Here is a 13796-nt window from a genome sequence, read left to right as displayed (position 1 = left end):
CCTGAACTGGAAAGCCCCTTGCACCGGGGCTTGCAGCATTACTGCAGAGCCTGCACGCCAGCCACCAGCCAGCCGCTGCCGCCCGCCTTGGGCTTGGTCATGTTCCACACCTCGCGGAACGGGCTCGGGCCGGCCGAGGGCTCCTCGCGGATCATGCCGGAGAACTCGACGCTGGCCATGTAGCCATCGCCCAGGTCTTCGATGCCCAGCAGCTGCGCCTCGATCATCACCACGTCCGTGTGGTTGGGTTGCGCGCCCCGGTGGTCTTCACGCTCGGTCAGCTGCGTACGGATCTCCTCCAGCATGCTGTCCGTCATCATGGAACGCAGCGTGGAGATGTCCGAACGGTCCCAGGCGGCCTGCAGCGTGACGAAATTGCGCTTGGCGGCCGACAGGAAACCATCGGTGTCGAAATCAGCCGGAACGCCCCAGTTCTGCGCGCCCGACAGGCCCGAACCGATCACCACGCCCGCACCACCACCTTGCGCGGCGCGCGAGGCATCAAACGCCATGCTGCTGCGCTCCCAGGGGCGCGCCGACGCATCGTTGCCCACGTTGTTGGGGCTGTACTGCGGGGGCACCTGCGCCGCCGCAGGCGTTGCCGCACCGGCACCGGCGCCTGCACCCTGGAAGGCAAATGGCGACCCGCCAGCGGCTGCACCGCCGCCATTGCCCGCACCGCTGCGCGCGCGCATCACCAGCTTGAAGACCACAAACGCTGCCACGGCCAGCAGCACGATCATGAGGATGTTGCCAAAACCTGCGCCCAGGCCCAGCGAGCTGGCCAGCCAGGCCAGACCCAGGCCCGCCGCCAGACCGCCCAGCATGGCGCCCCAGGGCTTCTTGGCCGGTGCCGCAGGCGTGGCTGCGGGCGCAGCCGCCGGTTTGGCTGCGGCGGCACTGTTGACATTCTGGGCAGGCGCGCCCGGCGTCGCGGGCGGCGTGGCCGACTCGCGCTGCGTCACGTTGCTCGACTGCTTGCCCGTCGATTTGCCACCACCCAGCCGCCGGGCATCAGCATCTGCGTGTGCCAACGCCAGCATCGCGACCAACACCACAGACCACAGTTTCATCATGACTTCTCCGTCTCCGTTAATCACCGAGCAACATGCTCAGCACTTGATTCCAACATGCAGGGCGACAATTCCCCCCGTCATATTGTGATAGTCCACATGCCCAAAGCCATTTTTTTGCATGAGGCTTTTGAGTTCTTCCTGCCCCGGGTGCATGCGGATCGATTCGGCCAGATAGCGGTAGCTGGAATCGTCGCCTGCCACCAGCTTGCCCAGCTGGGGCAGCACCTTGAACGAATACCAGTCGTAGGCCTTCGAAAGCGGCTTGGCCACTTTCGAGAATTCCAGCACCAGCAGCTTGCCGCCCGGCTTGAGCACGCGGCACATCTCGGCAATCGCCTGGTCCTTGTGTGTCATGTTGCGCAGGCCAAACGCCACGCTCACCACGTCGAAATGTGCGTCAGGGAACGGCAGCTTCTCGGCATCACACACCAGGGTAGGCAGCACCACGCCTGCGTCGATCAGGCGGTCGCGGCCCACGCGCAGCATGGCTTCGTTGATGTCGGTGTGCACCACCCGGCCGGTGGCGCCCACCTTCTTGGCAAAGGCCAGCGACAAGTCGCCCGTGCCGCCCGCGATGTCCAGCACCTGGCTGCCTTCGCGCAGGTTGGCCACCATCACGGTGTAGGCCTTCCAGGCACGGTGCAGGCCCGCCGACATGAGGTCGTTCATCACGTCGTACTTGGAGGCCACCGAGTCGAACACGCCGCGCACGTGGCGGGCCTTGTCCTGCTCGTCCACCGACTGAAAACCAAAGTGGGTCGTGCTCATAAGTTTCATGCTAGGCGCGCAAGCGCCAGAGGTACAGCGACAACCCCGCACTGAAATGGGGCTTGTGTCGCAATTTGGACAACGCCATTCAAAGAAAAACAGCCGCTACCGCGTATCCACATTGGCTTAGCAGCTCCTCTTTCAATAGCACACTGGTCAACAAGGGCTTCGATGGCAGCGCTCAGTGGCTGCCGCAGGCATGGCCGCCTGCACCACCTTTGGGCGCCATGGGCGCGTCGCGGTCCACACCGGCGGCCGCCAGGCGCTCGGTGTACTCGGCCCACAGGGCCTCCTGTTTCTGCCCCAGTTCGTAGAGGTAGTCCCAGCTGAAGATGCCGCTGTCGTGCCCGTCGGAAAACGTGGGCTTGACCGCGTAGTTGCCCACGGGCTCCAGATTGACCAGCGCCACATCGCGCTTGCCGGTCTGCAGCACCTCCTGGCCCGGGCCGTGGCCCTGCACCTCGGCCGAGGGCGAATACACGCGCATCAATTCGAACGGAATGCGGAAGGTGGCGCCGTCGGAAAACCCGACCTCCAGCACCCGCGAGGTCTCGTGCACCGTGAGTGCCTGCGGCGTGGGCGCGCCTGCTTTCAAACCTGCCATGGGACTCCCCTGATAAGAGAAAACTGTGTTGTGGATTGTGCCGGGGCCCCGCCGCAGCCCCCACCATGGGCCGGGTGCTGTGCGGCCAAGGGGCGCGATCAAGGCAACGGTAGCGCCGCCAGCCGGGCCTGCAGAGCCGCCTCCAGCGCGGGCAGCAACGCACGCACGGCGTCTTCCTGCGCGGCCGGGCTGGGCCGCTGGGCAGGCGCCCACACGGGCGACGGGAAATGGCTGTCCCAACCGAACCGCGCAATCACATGCCAGTGCAGGTGGGGCACCATGTTGCCCAGCGCGGCAAGGTTGACCTTGGTGGGCGCCAGGTGCTCGCGCAGGGCCTGCTCCACCAACGCCACCACCTCCATGCAGTGCGTGCGTTCGGCGGCCGACAGGTCCGAAAACTCGGCCACATGCGCGTTCCACACCACACGGTAGAAGGCCGGAAAACCCGCCTCCTGGGCGCGGATCACACGCAAGTGCTGACCGCGCCAGATGAGCGCACCGCCGTCTTCAGCGCACAGGGGGCACGCCACTTCCGCCATCAGACCAAGACCCGCTCGATGCCACCACCATTGGCGCGCTCAACATATTCGGGCATCCAGTTCTCGCCCAGAATCTCGCGCGCCATCTCGACCACGATGTAGTCGGCTTCGAGCAAGCCGTTCTGCAGGTCGTCCTGGTAGCGGTTCAGGCCCTGCAGGCAGCTGGGGCAGCTGGTGAGGATCTTTACGTTGTCCTGGGCGGCCACGGCGCCGCTCTCGCGCAGCTTGGCTTCGCCCTTCCTGATCTCTTCTTCCTTGCGGAAGCGCACCTGGGTGGACACATCCGGCCGGGTCACGCCTAGCGTGCCCGATTCGCCGCAGCAGCGCTCGCTCTTGAGCACCTGCTCACCCACCAGCGCCTTCACGGTCTTGACCGAGTCCTGCAGCTTCATGGGGTTGTGGCAGGGCTCGTGGTACAGGTAGGCGCCCTTGCCCTGCAGGGTGATGCCCTTCTCCAGCAGGTATTCGTGGATGTCGATGATGCGGCTGCCCGGGAAGATCTTGCCGAATTCGTAGCCCTGCAGCTGGTCGTAGCAGGTGCCGCAGCTCACCACCACGGTCTTGATGTCCAGGTAGTTCAGCGTGTTGGCCACGCGGTGGAAGAGCACGCGGTTGTCCGTGATCATCTTCTCGGCCTTGTCGAACTGGCCCGAGCCGCGCTGGGGATAGCCGCAGCACAGATACCCCGGCGGCAGCACCGTCTGCACGCCTGCATGCCAGAGCATGGCCTGGGTGGCCAGACCGACCTGGCTGAACAGACGCTCCGATCCACAGCCCGGGAAGTAGAACACCGCCTCCGTCTCGGCCGTGGTGGTGGCCGGGTTGCGGATGATGGGCACGTAGTCCTTGTTCTCGATGTCGAGCAGCGCGCGCGCCGTCTTCTTGGGCAGGCCGCCGGGCAGCTTCTTGTTGATGAAGTGGATCACCTGCTCCTTGACCGGCGCCATGCCCACCGTGGCAGGCGGCTTGCCGGTCTGCTTGCGGGACACCTTGCGCAGCAGGTCCACCGCCACACGCTGGGCCTTGAAGCCCACGTCCACCATCGCGCTGCGCATGAGCTTGATGGTGTCGGGGTTGGTGGCGTTGAGCATGGTCATGGCCAGCGCGTTGCCGGGGCGGAAGCTCTTCTTGCCCATCTTGCGCAGCAGATTGCGCATGTTCATGGTGACGTCGCCGAAGTCGATCTTCACCGGGCAGGGGCTCTCGCACTTGTGGCACACCGTGCAGTGGTCGGCCACGTCTTCAAACTCCTGCCAGTGCTTGATGGACACGCCACGGCGCGTCTGCTCTTCGTACAAAAAGGCTTCGACCAGCAGCGAGGTCGCCAGGATCTTGTTGCGCGGGCTGTACAGCAGGTTGGCGCGCGGCACGTGCGTGGAACACACAGGCTTGCACTTGCCGCAGCGCAGGCAGTCCTTGACCGAGTCGGCAATCGCGCCGATGTCGCTCTGCTGCATGATCAGCGACTCGTGGCCCATCAGGCCGAAGCTCGGCGTGTAGGCGTTGGTCAGGTCGGCATGCATCACGCCAGAATTTGAAGCAAAATTGGCCTCTACCGCGCGCCCATCATGGCTTGATTGCTCCTGATTTCGGAGCAACTTACCCTTGTTGAAGCGGCCTTCCGGGTCCACCTTCTGCTTGTACTGGGCAAACGGGCGCAGCTCGTCGTCGGTGAGGAACTCCAGCTTGGTGATGCCGATGCCGTGTTCGCCCGAGATCACGCCGTCCAGGCTGCGCGCCAGCACCATGATGCGTTCCACCGCCTCGTGCGCGGTCTGCAGCATCTCGTAGTCGTCGCTGTTGACGGGGATGTTGGTGTGCACATTGCCGTCGCCCGCGTGCATGTGCAGGGCGACCCACACGCGGCCCTTGAGTACGCGCTTGTGGATGGCGGTGGCCTCGTCCAGGATGGGCTTAAAGGCTGCGCCCGAAAAAATGGTCTGCAGCGGGGCGCGCAGCTGGGTTTTCCAGCTCGCGCGCAGGGTATGGTCCTGCAGCTGCGGGAACAGCGTGGCCACGTCTTGCAGCCAGCCCGCCCACAGTGCGCGCACCTCGGCGACCTGCGCGATGGCCTGACCGACACGGTCTTCCAGCAGCTCAGCCGACGGGATTTCGTTGGCGTCGTCCTGCTTGCCCAGCGGCAGGTTGCCGCGCTCGAAGAACTCGGTGAGCGCGTCGCACAGCTTGATCTTGTTGCGCAGGCTCAGCTCGATGTTGATGCGCTCGATGCCGTCGGTGTATTCGGCCATGCGCGGCAGCGGGATCACCACGTCTTCATTGATCTTGAAGGCGTTGGTGTGGCGGCTGATGGCCGCCGTGCGCTTGCGGTCCAGCCAGAATTTCTTGCGCGCCTCGGCGCTGATGGCGATGAAGCCCTCGCCGCTGCGTGAGTTGGCAATGCGCACCACCTCACTGGTCACACGCGCCACTTCGTCGGCGTTGTCGCCCGCGATGTCGCCAATCAGCACCATCTTGGGCAAACCGCCGTTGCCCTTCTTGCTCTTGGTGGCGTAGCCCACGGCCTTCAGGTAGCGGTCGTCCAGATGCTCCAGGCCGGCCAGCAGCACGCCCGAGCGCTTCTGCTCGGCGAACATGTAGTCCTTGATCTCGACGATGCTCGGGACCGCATCCTTGGCGTTGCCGAAGAACTCCATGCACACCGTGCGCGTGTGCTCGGGCATGCGGTGCACCACCCAGCGCGCGCTGGTGATCAGGCCGTCGCAGCCCTCCTTCTGGATGCCGGGCAGGCCCGAGAGGAACTTGTCCGTCACGTCCTTGCCCAGGCCTTCCTTGCGGAAGGTCTTGCCCGGGATCGCCAGGGTCTCGGTGCGCACGGGCGTCTTGCCGTCGGCCTCGAAGTACTGCAGCTCGAAGGTGGCGGTCTCCACGTCATGGATCTTGCCCATGTTGTGGTCCAGGCGGGTCACTTCGAGCCACTGGGCATCGGGCGTCACCATGCGCCAGCTGGCCAGGTTGTCGAGCGCCGTGCCCCACAGCACGGCCTTCTTGCCGCCCGCGTTCATGGCGATGTTGCCGCCGATGCAGCTGGCCTCGGCGCTGGTCGGGTCCACGGCAAACACAAAGCCCGCGCGCTCGGCCGCATCGGCCACGCGCTGGGTCACCACGCCCGCCTCGGTCCACACCGTGCCGACCTCGCTGCCCATGCCCGGCAGGCGGCGCATCTCCACCTCGGTCATGGCTTCGAGCTTTTCGGTGTTGATGACCACGCTCTTCCAGGTCAGTGGAATCGCGCCGCCGGTGTAGCCGGTGCCGCCCCCGCGCGGGATGATGGTCAGGCCCAGCTCGATGCAGCCCTTGACCAGGCCGGCCATTTCGGCCTCGGTGTCGGGGGTGAGCACCACAAACGGGTACTCGACGCGCCAGTCGGTCGCATCGGTCACGTGGGACACGCGCGAGAGGCCGTCGAACTTGATGTTGTCCTTGGCCGTCAGGCGGCCCAGGGTTTTCTGGATCTGGCGGCGCAGCTGCGTGGCCTGCTCGAATTTGGCATCGAACTCGGTCACGGCGCGGCGCGCGGCCACGACCAGCTCGCCCACCAAGCGGTCACGCCCGGCGTCGTCGGCGGGGGTGCGGCGTTTTTCGATCTCGGCCAGGCGGTGGTGCAGGGCCTCGACCAGCAGCTTGCGGCGGGCCGGGTTGTCCAGCAGGTCATCCTGCAGGTAGGGGTTGCGCTGCACCACCCAGATATCGCCCAGCACTTCATAGAGCATGCGGGCGGAGCGGCCCGTGCGGCGTTCCTTGCGCAGTTGGTCCAGCACGTCCCAGGAGGCGGAGCCCAGCAGGCGGATCACGATCTCCCGGTCGGAGAACGAGGTGTAGTTATAAGGAATTTCACGCAGTCGGACAGGCTCGGCGGCTTGCGTCTGCAAGGCCGCCAACGCGATCGGTACATTCATGGGGGTCTACCTGGGGTGGGGGCGCGATTTTAAGCCACCGGCCTCCGCCTTGCCGGGCAAGGGGGAGGCCGCACCACACCAAACGGCCGGGCGATGCCCGGCGTCAGCGTCAGAACAGCACGCGGCTGCGCAAGGTTCCGCTCACCTGCGCGAGCTTGTCCAGCGCCAGATCGGACGAAGCGGCGTCGATGTCGATCACCACATAGCCGATCTTCTCGTTGGTCTGCAGGTACTGCGCCGAAACGTTGATCTGGTTGTCCGAAAAGATGCGGTTGATCTCGGACAACACACCCGGCACGTTGCGGTGGATGTGCAGCAGGCGGTGCTTGCCAGGGTGGGCGGGCAAAGCCACCTCCGGGAAATTGACCGACGAGGTGCTGGTGCCGTTGTCGCTGTATTTCACCAGCTTTTCAGCCACTTCGAGGCCAATGTTGGCCTGCGCCTCCATGGTGGAGCCGCCGATGTGTGGGGTCAGGATCACGTTGTCCAGCCCGCGCAGGGGCGACACAAACTCGTCCTTGTTGGTGCGCGGCTCCACGGGGAACACGTCGATGGCGGCGCCCAGCAGCTTTTTGGCCTTGAGCGCCCCGGCCAGCGCCTCGATATCCACCACCGTGCCACGCGCGGCGTTGATGAGGATGCCGCCCGGCTTCATGGCGGCGATCTCGGCTGCGCCGATCATGCCTTCGGTGGATGGCAGCTCGGGCACATGCAGGCTCACGATGTCGCTCTGGCCCAGCAGGTCGTGCAGGTGCTGCACCTGGCGCGCATTGCCCAGCGGCAGCTTGTTGACTACATCGAAGAACGCCACCTGCATACCCAGCGCCTCGGCCAGCACCGACAGCTGCGTGCCGATGGAGCCATAGCCCACGATGCCCAGCGTCTTGCCCCGGATCTCGTAGGCGTTGTCAGCGCTCTTGAGCCAGCCACCCCGGTGCGCCACAGCGTTTTTCTCGGGCACGCCGCGCAGCAGCAGGATGGCTTCGGCCAGAACCAGTTCGGCCACCGAGCGGGTGTTGGAGTAAGGCGCATTGAAGACGGCAATGCCACGCTCGCGCGCCGCGTTTAGGTCCACCTGGTTGGTGCCGATGCAAAAGCAGCCCACGGCCACCAGCTTGTGGGCCTGGGCAAACACCTCTTCGGTGAGTTGAGTGCGCGAACGGATGCCCACAAAGTGCACATCGGCGATCTTGCGTTGGAGCTCCTCGTCCGGCAGCGCGCCGGACACCGTCTCGATCTGGGTATAGCCCGCCGCACGGATCACGTCCACCGCAGAGGAGTGGATGCCTTCGAGCAGCAGAAATTTGATCTTGTTCTTGTCCAGCGAATTGGTGGCCATGGCAATAAGAAAGAAGAAAGGAGGAGACGGAAGGAGGGAGGAAGCCGGCGCGCTGCGGCGCGAACGAACCGGCACAACAGGAACCCGCGAAGGGTCACCAGCATGGTGCATTGCACAAAACCTTGCAAGCCTCGGCAAATGCGCCACACCTTGTCACAAAAGAGTCACAATCGCTCCCCTTGCGGGGCCCCCAAGGGGTTTCCCCGGTTGTTGCAGGCGCTAACGGTATGCGACAACGACATATCAATGTCACATCGGCTGCATAGCATCCAGCCTTTGTGCTTTTCGTCATCCTCGGAGGAAATATTCATGCAAACGAAGCATCTGGCGGTCTGCGCTGCCATTGCCCTGTCGGTCTGCGCACCTGTGCAAGCCCAGACACAGCCAGTCGAGATTCAGTGGTGGCATTCGATGAGCGCAGCGCTTGGCGAGTGGGTCAACGACCTGGCCAAGCAGTACAACGCCAGCCAGACCAAGTACAAGGTGGTGCCCACCTACAAAGGCACGTATGACGAATCCATGACAGGCGCCATCGCCGCCTTCCGTGCGGGCAACGCGCCCCACATCCTGCAAGTGTTCGAAGTGGGCACCGCCACCATGATGGCCAGCAAGGGCGCCATCGTGCCTGCGGCCAAGGTGCTGAACGACGGCGGCTTCAAGTTCGAACCCACCCAGTACGTGTCGGCCGTGGCCGGTTACTACACCGCCCCCAATGGCCAGATGCTGAGCTACCCGCTCAACAGCTCCACCACCATCTTCTATTACAACAAGGACGCCTTCAAGAAGGCAGGCCTGGACGCCGACAAGCCGCCCAAGACCTGGCCCGAAGTGTTCGCTGCAGCGTCCAAGCTGAAGGCCAGCGGCCACAGCTGCCCGTTCACCACCAGCTGGATCAGCTGGACGCAGCTGGAAAGCTTCTCGCTGTGGCACAACACCCTGTTCGCCACCAAGAACAACGGCTTTGACGGCAACGACGCCCAGCTGCAGATCAACACCCCCCTGCACGTGCGCCACTTCGAGAACCTGGCCAAGGCCTCCAAGGAAGGCAGCTTCGTCTACAAGGGCCGTGGCAACGTGCCGGATGCCTCCTTCCCATCGGGCGAATGCGCCATGATCACCGGCTCGTCGGGCCTGTACGCCCGCGTGGCCAAGGAAGCCAAGTTCGCCTATGGCATCTCTACCCTGCCCTACTACTCTGACGTGCAGGGCGCACCCCAGAACACCGCCATCGGCGGCGCCAGCCTGTGGGTGATGTCGGGCAAGAAGTCCGAAGAGTACAAGGGCGTGGCCGACTTCCTGAACTTCCTGAACGACACCAAGGTGCAGGCTGCTAGCCACCAGCGCACGGGCTACCTGCCTGTGACCATGGGCGCCTACCAGCTGACCGAGGCATCGGGCTTCTACACCAAGAACCCTGGCACCGACGTGGCCGTGACGCAAATGATCAAGAAGGCGACCGAAAAGTCGCGCGGCATCCGCCTGGGCAACTTCGTGCAGATCCGTTCCATCATCGACGAGGAAACCGAGCAGATCTGGTCGGGCAAGAAGTCGCCCAAGGAAGCCCTGGACACCGCCGTGACACGCGGCAACGAGCAACTGGCCCGTTTCGCACGCGCCAACAAGTAAGCGCTGCTAGCGCCTGATGATGTCGCCTGGCCGCCCCGCCCGGTGGCATCGAAAGCCCGCCGCCCCGTCAACCAGCATGGTTCACGGGGCGGCGGGGTTTTCTTTTTGAGAGTTCCGACATGGAAAAACGCGTACTTTTTCGCTCTGCGTGGCTGCCCTGGGTGCTTCTGGCGCCCCAGCTGGCCATCATCAGCGTCTTCTTTTTCTGGCCTGCGGGCCAGGCCCTGGTGCAGTCCTTCCAGATGCAGGACAGCTTCGGCATGTCCACCGAATGGGTGGGGCTGGACAACTTCAAGCACCTGTTCGAAGACCCGGGCTACCTCGCCTCGTTCAAGACAACGGCCTTCTTCTCGATCCTGGTGGCGGCGGTGGGCATCGGCCTGTCGCTGATCCTGGCGATTTTTGCCGACCGCATCATCAAGGGCGCCATGGTCTACAAGACCGCGCTGCTGCTGCCCTATGCCGTGGCACCGGCCGTGGCCGGCGTGCTCTGGATGTTCATGTTCTCGCCCTCGCTGGGCGTGGTGGCCTACATGCTGCGCCAGTCGGGCTTTGACTGGAACCACATGCTCAACTCCGACCACGCGATGGGGCTGATCGTGATTGCGGCGGTGTGGAAGCAGATTTCCTACAACTTCCTGTTCTTCCTGGCGGGCCTGCAGTCCATCCCCAAGTCGCTGATCGAAGCGGCCGCCATCGACGGTGCAGGCCCCTGGCGCCGGTTCTGGAGCATCCAGTTCCCGCTGCTCTCGCCCACCACCTTCTTCCTCTTGGTGATCAACGTGGTGTATGCCTTCTTCGACACCTTCGCCATCGTGGACGCCACCACGCAGGGCGGCCCGGGGCGCGACACCGCCATCCTGGTCTACAAGGTCTACCACGACGGCTTCAAGGCCATGGACATGGGCGGATCGGCCGCGCAGTCGGTCGTGCTGATGGCCATTGTTGTGGTGTTGACCGTGATCCAGTTCCGTTACGTCGAGAAGAAAGTGCAGTACTGAAATGGTTGAACGCAGTCCTTATCTCACCGCGTTCTCGCACCTCATCATGGTGCTGGGCGTGATCATCGTCGGCTTCCCGCTGTACCTGGCCTTTGTGGCCTCCACCCACACGGCGCAGGACATCGTGCAGGTGCCCATGCCCATGGTGCCCGGCGGCAACTTCTGGCAGACCTACCACGACACGCTGTTTGGCGGCGGCTCGGGCGCGGGCTCCACCGCCCCCGTGGCGCGCATGATGTGGGTGAGTTTTGTCACCGCCATCGTCATCACCCTGGGCAAGATCGCGATCTCGCTGCTGTCGGCGTTTGCCATCGTGTACTTCCGCTTCCCCTTCAAGGGCATCTGCTTCTGGCTGATCTTCATCACCCTGATGCTGCCCGTGGAAGTGCGCATCGGCCCCACCTACGAGGTCGTCTCCAACCTGGGCATGCTCAACAGCTACGCGGGCCTCACGGTGCCGCTGATCGCCTCGGCCACGGCCACCTTCCTGTTCCGCCAGTTCTTCCTCACCGTGCCCGACGAGCTGGTCGAAGCCGCGCGTGTGGACGGCGCGGGCCCGATGCGCTTCTTCAAGGACATCCTGGTGCCGCTGTCGCGCACCTCGATTGCCGCGCTGTTCGTGATCCAGTTCATCTACGGCTGGAACCAGTACCTGTGGCCGCTGCTGGTGACCACATCCGAAGACATGTACCCCGTGGTGATCGGCATCAAACGCATGATTGCCGGTGGCGACGCAGGCAACGAGTGGAACATCGTGATGGCCACGGCCCTCTTGGCCATGCTGCCCCCGGCCTTTGTGGTCGTGGTCATGCAGCGCTGGTTCGTCAAGGGCCTGGTGGACACGGAAAAGTGACAAAAATACAAGCCAAACAAGCCCCTACCGCCCTACCACACTGCGCTAGCAGCTACTAATTTAATAGCAAAATGGCATCTCTCTCTCTTCGCAACATCACCAAGCGCTACGGGCACGGCCCCAAGGCCAACCAGGTCATCCATGGCGTGAACGCCGAGGTCAAGGACGGTGAATTCGTCGTGATCGTGGGCCCCTCGGGCTGCGGCAAATCCACGCTGCTGCGCATGGTCGCAGGCCTGGAAGAAATCTCCGGCGGCGAGCTGCGCATTGGCGACCGCGTGGTGAACGACCTGGAACCCGCCCAGCGCGACATCGCGATGGTGTTCCAGAACTACGCGCTCTACCCCCACATGACGAACTTCGAGAACATGGCCTATGGCCTGAAGATCGCCAAGGTGCCCAAGGACGAGATCAAGGCGCGCGTGGACAAGGCCGCCAAGATCCTCGAACTGGGCCACCTGCTGGAGCGCAAGCCGCGCGAGCTGTCCGGCGGCCAGCGCCAGCGCGTGGCCATGGGCCGCGCCATCGTGCGCCAGCCCCAGGTGTTCCTGTTTGACGAGCCCCTGTCCAACCTGGACGCCAAGCTGCGCGCCCAGACCCGCCTCGAAATCCAGAAGCTGCACCGCGAGCTGGGCATCACCAGCCTGTTCGTGACCCACGACCAGGTCGAGGCCATGACGCTGGCGCAGCGCATGATCGTGATGAACGCAGGCAACATGGAACAGTTCGGCACGCCCGAAGAGGTCTACCACACGCCTGCCACCACCTTCGTGGCCAGCTTCATCGGCTCGCCGCCGATGAACCTGCTCAAGAACGCCCCCGGCGCACAGCCCGGCACCATCCTGGGCATCCGCCCCGAGCACCTGGATGTGCGCAGCGAAGGCTGGGCCGTGACGGTGGAAACCGTGGAACTGCTGGGCGCCGAGCGCCTGATCTATGGCCGCATCAACGGCGAACAGGTCATCGTGCGCGTGGAAGAAGGCACACACTCCCCCGAGCCCGATTCCGTGATCCACGTGCAGCCGCGCGCCGACCGCCTGCACGCGTTTGACGCTGCCACCGGGAAGCGCAAGTGACAACCCCCTGAGCGGCTGCGCCGCTTCCCCCTTCTCTCGGCTGCGCCGGGAAGGGGGACGACGCCCTCGATGCGGGGCGGCCCTTTCTCGGCGTCCCGCGCCAGGGGCCGCGCCAGTATCCACAGCAGTGCGCCGCGCACACTACAAGGCAATTCGACGATGTCCCCCCCTTGGCCCTACCCCCGCTGGATCGCCCACCGAGGCGCTGGCAAGCTGGCCCCTGAAAACACCCTGGCTGCGTTCCGGCTGGGCGCCCAGTACGGCTACCGCATGTTCGAATGCGACGCCAAGCTCAGCAGCGATGGCGTGCCTTTTCTCATGCACGATGCCACGCTCAACCGCACCACCAACGGCCGTGGCACCGGTGGCGACCTGCCCTGGAGCCAGCTGGCGCAGCTGGACGCGGGCAGTTGGCATTCGCGCAGCCACGCAGGCGAGCCCCTGCCCACGCTGGAGAACCTGGCGCGCTACTGCATCGCCAACGGGTTCCTGCTGAACATCGAGATCAAACCCACGCCGGGGACCGAAGCCACCACCGGCCAGGTGGTGGGCGACACCGCAGCGCGCCTGTGGCAAGACCAGGCCGTGCCGCCGCTGCTTTCATCCTTCCAGCCCGAGGCGCTGGAGGGAGCGAAGGCCGCCGCGCCGCACATTCCGCGCGCGCTGCTGCTCGACACCCTGTGGGACGGCTGGGCCGACGTGGCCCAGCGGCTGGGCTGCGTGGCCATCGTCTGCAACCACGCGCTGTGGGACACAGCCCTGGTGGCCCAGGTCAAAGGCCTGGGCATGCGCACCCTGAGCTACACCGTGAACGACGACTGGGCCGCACAGCGGCTCATCGCGCTGGGCACGGACGGCATCATCACCGACCGCGTGGACTTCTTTTCGCCCGCCACGCCATAGGGCGCGCCTTCAAACCACCCACGCCCCAAGCCAGCGCCACCGTGGAACCGGCTTCGCCGGGCCAGGGGTGGCGTCCCCCTTCAAGTGGAAGGCG

The 13796-nt window shown here is 64.7% G+C and carries 11 protein-coding genes; 5 read left to right on the top strand and 6 right to left on the bottom strand.

The features are described from left to right. Positions 1–38 precede the first annotated feature (38 nt). The 6 genes from A1D30_RS05915 to serA form a co-directional block, all read right to left on the bottom strand. Positions 39–1076, bottom strand: coding sequence for a TIM44-like domain-containing protein (locus tag A1D30_RS05915; protein ID WP_063459866.1), 1038 nt, complete (start codon positions 1074–1076; stop codon positions 39–41). A 36-nt stretch (positions 1077–1112) separates the two neighbouring features. After that, the gene (ubiE, locus tag A1D30_RS05910) at positions 1113–1844 is read right to left on the bottom strand and encodes a bifunctional demethylmenaquinone methyltransferase/2-methoxy-6-polyprenyl-1,4-benzoquinol methylase UbiE (RefSeq protein ID WP_063459865.1); all 732 of its coding nucleotides are present in this window, start codon (positions 1842–1844) and stop codon (positions 1113–1115) included. A 181-nt stretch (positions 1845–2025) separates the two neighbouring features. Continuing rightward, positions 2026–2448 (bottom strand): DUF971 domain-containing protein, encoded by a 423-nt coding sequence (locus tag A1D30_RS05905; RefSeq protein WP_063459864.1) that lies wholly within the window; start codon positions 2446–2448, stop codon positions 2026–2028. 98 nt (positions 2449–2546) lie between these two features. Continuing rightward, positions 2547–2987: an HIT family protein gene (locus tag A1D30_RS05900; RefSeq protein WP_199865930.1), complete on the bottom strand. Its 441-nt coding sequence runs from the start codon at positions 2985–2987 to the stop codon at positions 2547–2549. After that, on the bottom strand, positions 2987–6904 hold the full coding sequence (locus tag A1D30_RS05895; protein WP_063459862.1) for an FAD/FMN-binding oxidoreductase: 3918 nt from the start codon (positions 6902–6904) through the stop codon (positions 2987–2989). Before A1D30_RS05895 ends, A1D30_RS05900 begins: the two co-directional genes overlap by 1 nt. A 109-nt stretch (positions 6905–7013) precedes the next feature. Continuing rightward, entirely contained in the window at positions 7014–8243 is a 1230-nt protein-coding gene (serA, locus tag A1D30_RS05890; RefSeq protein WP_063459861.1) for a phosphoglycerate dehydrogenase, read from the bottom strand. A gap of 309 nt (positions 8244–8552) precedes the next feature. Between serA and ugpB the strand changes: the two genes are divergently transcribed. The 5 genes from ugpB (at position 8553) to ugpQ (ending at position 13702) form a co-directional block, all read left to right on the top strand. Further along, the gene (ugpB, locus tag A1D30_RS05885) at positions 8553–9869 is read left to right on the top strand and encodes a sn-glycerol-3-phosphate ABC transporter substrate-binding protein UgpB (RefSeq protein ID WP_063459860.1); all 1317 of its coding nucleotides are present in this window, start codon (positions 8553–8555) and stop codon (positions 9867–9869) included. Positions 9870–9988: 119 nt separating this feature from the next. Then, the gene (gene ugpA / locus A1D30_RS05880; RefSeq protein WP_063459859.1) at positions 9989–10870 is read left to right on the top strand and encodes a sn-glycerol-3-phosphate ABC transporter permease UgpA; all 882 of its coding nucleotides are present in this window, start codon (positions 9989–9991) and stop codon (positions 10868–10870) included. Between the two features lies 1 nt (position 10871). Further along, a complete protein-coding gene (ugpE, locus tag A1D30_RS05875) occupies positions 10872–11723 on the top strand; it encodes a sn-glycerol-3-phosphate ABC transporter permease UgpE (protein ID WP_063459858.1) in 852 nt (283 codons plus the stop codon). Positions 11724–11794: 71 nt separating this feature from the next. Beyond that, on the top strand, positions 11795–12799 hold the full coding sequence (locus A1D30_RS05870) for a sn-glycerol-3-phosphate import ATP-binding protein UgpC (RefSeq protein ID WP_063459857.1): 1005 nt from the start codon (positions 11795–11797) through the stop codon (positions 12797–12799). A gap of 159 nt (positions 12800–12958) precedes the next feature. Continuing rightward, on the top strand, positions 12959–13702 hold the full coding sequence (gene ugpQ / locus A1D30_RS05865; protein WP_063459856.1) for a glycerophosphodiester phosphodiesterase: 744 nt from the start codon (positions 12959–12961) through the stop codon (positions 13700–13702). Positions 13703–13796 lie beyond the last annotated feature (94 nt).

The sequence above is a fragment of the Acidovorax sp. GW101-3H11 genome (assembly GCF_001633105.1).
Lineage (GTDB): Bacteria > Pseudomonadota > Gammaproteobacteria > Burkholderiales > Burkholderiaceae_C > Acidovorax.
Note: the sequence above shows the minus strand (reverse complement) of the source record. Positions and strands in the feature narration are given on the sequence as shown.

What these genes read in the sequence shown, in the direction of transcription:
- A1D30_RS05915 (WP_063459866.1), bottom strand. Translation starts at nt 1,076, where the DNA reads ATGATGAAACTGTGGTCTGTGGTGTTGGTCGCGATGCTGGCGTTGGCA.
- ubiE (WP_063459865.1), bottom strand. Translation starts at nt 1,844, where the DNA reads ATGAGCACGACCCACTTTGGTTTTCAGTCGGTGGACGAGCAGGACAAG.
- A1D30_RS05905 (WP_063459864.1), bottom strand. Translation starts at nt 2,448, where the DNA reads ATGGCAGGTTTGAAAGCAGGCGCGCCCACGCCGCAGGCACTCACGGTG.
- A1D30_RS05900 (WP_199865930.1), bottom strand. Translation starts at nt 2,987, where the DNA reads ATGGCGGAAGTGGCGTGCCCCCTGTGCGCTGAAGACGGCGGTGCGCTC.
- A1D30_RS05895 (WP_063459862.1), bottom strand. Translation starts at nt 6,904, where the DNA reads ATGAATGTACCGATCGCGTTGGCGGCCTTGCAGACGCAAGCCGCCGAG.
- serA (WP_063459861.1), bottom strand. Translation starts at nt 8,243, where the DNA reads ATGGCCACCAATTCGCTGGACAAGAACAAGATCAAATTTCTGCTGCTC.
- ugpB (WP_063459860.1), top strand. Translation starts at nt 8,553, where the DNA reads ATGCAAACGAAGCATCTGGCGGTCTGCGCTGCCATTGCCCTGTCGGTC.
- ugpA (WP_063459859.1), top strand. Translation starts at nt 9,989, where the DNA reads ATGGAAAAACGCGTACTTTTTCGCTCTGCGTGGCTGCCCTGGGTGCTT.
- ugpE (WP_063459858.1), top strand. Translation starts at nt 10,872, where the DNA reads ATGGTTGAACGCAGTCCTTATCTCACCGCGTTCTCGCACCTCATCATG.
- A1D30_RS05870 (WP_063459857.1), top strand. Translation starts at nt 11,795, where the DNA reads ATGGCATCTCTCTCTCTTCGCAACATCACCAAGCGCTACGGGCACGGC.
- ugpQ (WP_063459856.1), top strand. Translation starts at nt 12,959, where the DNA reads ATGTCCCCCCCTTGGCCCTACCCCCGCTGGATCGCCCACCGAGGCGCT.